Raw genomic sequence first — 4,415 nt, 5'->3', positions numbered from 1 at the left:
GCGCCATGCACATATCGGAGGGCATACTGCCTTTCCACTGGGCGGCCCTGTGGTTTGCCGCGGCAGTGCCTTTCGTGGCCTACGGGCTCTGGAGGCTCAAGGTCCTGTCGAGGACCGATATTTCCTTCAAGCCGCTGGTGGGCCTCATGGCTGCGGTGGTCTTCGTCATCTCCTGCATGCCCCTTCCCGTGCCTACGGCTGGCACCTGCTCGCACCCCTGCGGCACCGGGATATCCGGGGTGCTTCTCGGCCCGTTCATCAGCGTGGTGATAACCGCGGCGGCCCTTCTCATCCAGGCCCTTTTCCTGGCCCACGGGGGGCTCAGCACCTGGGGGGCCAATATCCTTTCCATGGGGGTGGCGGGCTCTTTCGCGGGCTACGGGGCCTTCAGGCTCCTGAGGAAGCTCCACGGCGGCCTCTTCCTTGCGGGCTTCGCGGCGGGCCTCCTTGCCGACTGGGCCACCTACGCCATGACGTCGGCCGAGCTTGCCTCGGGGATAAGGGGTGATGCGCCCTTCGTGCCTCTTTTCACGAAGATACTCATAGCTTTCGTGCCCACGCAGCTTCCCCTGGGGATTCTGGAGGGGGCGATGACCGCGGGCATGGTCACGCTCCTTTACAGGAAGAGGCCGGACCTCCTTGTGAAGATGCGCGTTCTCCGGCCCGAGGAGGTGACGGCATGAAAGGAGTGGTGTTTTTCCTGATGGCGCTGTGCCTTCTTACTTTTGCGGCCCCGATACATCCGGCAAGGGCCCGGTGGAGCGGCGTGGACGAGACCGTTGTCGAGAAGTACGCGGAGGAGCACGGCAGGGAGGCAAGAGACCCGTACATCAACACCGACAAGGGAGACCTCCTGCTTTTCGTCTTCCTGCTGGGCGGCGCGGTCGGCGGCTTCGCAGGCGGGTATTACTGGAGGGTGCTCATGGAGCAGAAGGGCTCGGCCGCCCGGGAAGAAAACGAGGAGACATAGATTAAAGCGATGGAGCGGCTTACCGGGCACTACAGGAACGAACATTTCCTCGCCAAAGTCGACGCGAGGGTGAAGCTCCTGAGCGGCCTCGTGCTCCTGGTGATGGTGCTGAGCTACAGGGGGTACGCCTTCCCTCTGCTGGTGGCGCTCATGTGCCTGGGGCTCTGCGTAAGGATGAGGGTGCCCCTGAGGCTCTTCGTCCTGAGGTTTTCGGAGCCGGCGTTCATCGCCCTGATGGCGGTGCTCCTGAAGTTTTTCTTCACGGGCAAGGACGCGCTCTTCTCGGTGCAGGTCTTCGGCATGGGCATCACGGGGTACAGGGACGGGCTCGTGGAGGGGCTCCTGCTGGCAAGCAGGATAGCGGGCGCGGTATCCATAGTCGCCGTGATGGGCTTTGCCACGCCCTTTGCCGAGACCATGGCCGCCCTGTCGTGGCTCAGGGTGCCCAGGGGGCTGATAGAGGTGCTGATGCTCGCCTACAGGTATATCTTCGTCCTGCTCGAGGACGCCGTGGTCATATATAACGCACAGAAGAACCGTCTGGGTTATTCGAGCGTGAGGCGCGGGCTGCGCTCCTTCGGCATACTTGCGGGCTCTCTTGTTCTGAAGGCCCTGGAGCAGAGCCAGCACACGGCCACGGCTCTGGCCCAAAGGGGTTATGACGGCGATTTCCCGAAGCTCGGCCACGGGCCCGTGAGGCTCCGCGAGGCCGCGGCGGCGGCCGTGTTTCTGCTGGTTCTGGGGACGGTATGGACCCTGGCGTGAGGCTCAGGGCCAGAGGGCTTTCCTACCGCTATCCCGACGGGACGGAGGCGCTCTCGGGAATCGACCTCGACGTCCGTAGCGGCGAGTTCGTGGGCGTCCTGGGCTCAAACGGTTCGGGCAAGACCACTTTGCTCGGGGCCCTGGACGGCCTCCTGAAGGATTACCGGGGCAGCGTCCGCCTGGACGGCCAGGAGGTCCGCGCCCTTACTCCCAGGGAGATCTACCGCAAGGTGGGGCTTGTCTTTCAGAATCCGGACAACCAGCTCTTCGCGGCCACGGTGGCCGAGGACGTGGCCTTCGGCCCCCATAACATGGGCTTCGAGGAGGAGGAAGTGCACAGGCGCGTCCTCCGGGCCCTCAAGGCCGTGGACATGCACGAGCACGCCCGCAAGGGCATCCACAACCTGAGCTTCGGCCAGAAAAAACGGGTCTCCATCGCAGGGCTTCTGGCCATGGGCCACGAAGTGCTCCTCATGGACGAGCCTACCGGGGGACTGGACCCCATGGGGGAGTACGCCATGATGGAGCTTCTGATGGCGCTCAACCGGGAGGGGGTCACCATCGTCATGGCCACCCACAGCGTGGACCTAGTGCCGCTTTTCCTGAGCACGCTTCATATTCTGAGCCACGGGCGCATCACCCGGGGCGGAAGCCCCGAGGAGGTCTTCACCGCGCCGGAGGACATGGCCCGGGTAAAGCTTCGCCTCCCGCATATCGCGGAGCTTATCTGGCAACTGAGGGACCGGGACGGCGTTACCTTCCCCCGGCTCCCCCTCACCGTGGGGGAGGCCCGGAGGCTTCTTCTGGAGAGGCTGGCCGGTGCCTGAGCGCAAGCCTCTGAGGAGCGGATACACCACGGGGGCCTGTGCCGCCGCCGCCGCAAAGGCGGGGGCGGCCCTGCTCCTGGGCCGGGGCGCGGAAGGCCGGGTCGCCATCACCCTTCCCGGCGGCCAAGAGGCCGCGTTCCGCCTCAAGGAGGCCTCCCTTGGTGACGGGACGGCCTATGCCTCGGTCATCAAGGACGCCGGCGACGACCCCGACATCACCCATGGCGCAGAGATAGGCGCCCGGGTGGAGCGCATTCACGAAGGCCGGGCACTGGTGATACGGGGAGGGCAGGGCGTGGGCCTGGTCACGCGCCCGGGACTTCCGGTGGCCGTGGGCGAGCCCGCCATAAACCCCGTGCCCCGGAGGATGATACGGGAGGCCGTGCAGGACGTCTTGGGCGGAGCCACGAGTGCGGAGGCCCTCAAGGTGACCATAATAGTCCCGGAGGGCGAGAGGCTTGCGGAGAAAACCCTGAACCGGAGGCTCGGCATCGTGGGGGGAATCTCCATTCTCGGGACGACGGGCATCGTTACGCCCATGTCCACGGCGGCCTGGAGGGCCACCATCACCTCCTCGATGGACGTGGCCCGGGCCATGGGACTTTCGGAAGCCGTGCTGTCGGCAGGCCGGACGTCGGAGCGCGCCCACATGAAGGCCTACGCCCTTCCTGAGGCCTCCTACGTCCTCATGGGCGATTACGTGGAGTTCAGCCTGCGGGAGGCGGCGCGGCATCGGTTCGAGCGCGTAAGCCTCGTGGCCCAGTGGGCCAAGATGCTCAAGACGGCCATGGGCACCCCCGACACCCACGTGAGGGCCGGTCCCATCAGACTTGAGGAGGCGGCGGCCTTCCTCCGGGGGCTGGGGGCCCCGCTTCCCCACAGGCAATACAACACGGCCCGTGAGATGTTCGAGCTTCTGGCCCGGGAGGGCGGGCAGGAGGTTTTTGGACGCGTCTGCTCGGAGGCGGCGGCCTACGGCTGGAGGGTTTCGGGCCTGCCGGTCCGGGCGCACCTGGTCTCCTACGGAGGGGATATAATAGTACTGCGCGCATTCAATAACTAACACGGCGGTGCCGGCAGCAGGCCTTGAAGCAAGCACTGTTTCAGGGGCTTCAATGCCACTCATAAAACTACTGGCTGGTAACGGACTGTGGATGAGCTTTTTGTCGTCGGCATAGACAGGGGAGGGTGCCTGAGCGAAGAGGCCCGGCGGTGCCTGGAGAGGGCCGGGGTCATTTTTGCCTCCCCCAGGCTCCGGGATGTCTTTTCCCAGATGGCCGGGTCTTCCGGCCTTCTGGGGAAGTGCCGGGTGCTTGAGAAGGTCGACGACACCGTGGCCGCCCTCAGGCAAAGCCGGGGGAAGGCGGTGGTCCTGGCCTCGGGGGACCCGCTTTTCTTCGGGATAGCCCGGAGGCTCCTGGAGGAGTTCCCTCCGGAGAAGGTGCACATCGTCCCCGGGGTGTCCTCGGTCCAGAGGGCCTTCGCCCGGGCGCGGCTCCCCTGGGAAGACGCCCTCTTCGTGAGCTTCCACGGCCCGCGGCGGAGGGATTGGTCGCTTGATGACCTGCCCCTTCTTTGCGAGCGGCATGGAAAGCTCGCCATTCTCACCGGCGGGGAGAACACGTCCCGGGACGTCGCCGCCCGCCTGCCCCGGGGGGCGGTGGTCTTTGTCTGCGAGCGCCTGGGCTACCCCGACGAGCGCGTAAGACGGAGCACACCCGCGGGGGTCCGGAGGATGACCGTCCGGGAGCCGAGCCTCCTTCTGGTGCTTGCGCCCCCGGGGGAAAGGCCTCTCCTGGGCGTGGACGAGGAGGAGATGGAGCATGAGCGGGGGCTCATCACCAAAGACGAGG

General features: G+C 65.9%; 6 protein-coding genes. All 6 read left to right on the top strand.

The genetic code is table 11. The annotated features are described in order from the left end of the window. Positions 1-683: energy-coupling factor ABC transporter permease (locus tag P8Y39_12575; GenBank protein ID MEJ2193150.1), on the top strand; the 683-nt coding region annotated here is incomplete at its 5' end. Further along, the gene (locus P8Y39_12570) at positions 680-970 is read left to right on the top strand and encodes a cobalt ABC transporter permease (protein MEJ2193149.1); all 291 of its coding nucleotides are present in this window, start codon (positions 680-682) and stop codon (positions 968-970) included. The genes P8Y39_12575 and P8Y39_12570, both read left to right, overlap by 4 nt. Positions 971-979: 9 nt before the next feature. Beyond that, positions 980-1,735 (top strand): cobalt ECF transporter T component CbiQ, encoded by a 756-nt coding sequence (gene cbiQ, locus P8Y39_12565; protein MEJ2193148.1) that lies wholly within the window; start codon positions 980-982, stop codon positions 1,733-1,735. Further along, positions 1,720-2,562: an ATP-binding cassette domain-containing protein gene (locus P8Y39_12560; GenBank protein MEJ2193147.1), complete on the top strand. Its 843-nt coding sequence runs from the start codon at positions 1,720-1,722 to the stop codon at positions 2,560-2,562. The genes cbiQ and P8Y39_12560 overlap by 16 nt, the downstream gene beginning before the upstream one ends. Further along, complete coding sequence (locus P8Y39_12555; protein ID MEJ2193146.1) at positions 2,555-3,625, top strand: cobalt-precorrin-5B (C(1))-methyltransferase; 1,071 nt, start codon at positions 2,555-2,557, stop codon at positions 3,623-3,625. Before P8Y39_12560 ends, P8Y39_12555 begins: the two co-directional genes overlap by 8 nt. 87 nt (positions 3,626-3,712) lie before the next feature. Further along, positions 3,713-4,415: precorrin-6y C5,15-methyltransferase (decarboxylating) subunit CbiE (cbiE, locus tag P8Y39_12550; protein ID MEJ2193145.1), on the top strand; the 703-nt coding region annotated here is incomplete at its 3' end.

This window comes from Nitrospirota bacterium, from assembly GCA_037386965.1.
GTDB lineage: Bacteria > Nitrospirota > Thermodesulfovibrionia > Thermodesulfovibrionales > JdFR-86 > JARRLN01.
This window is presented reverse-complemented; position numbering and strand designations above follow the sequence as displayed.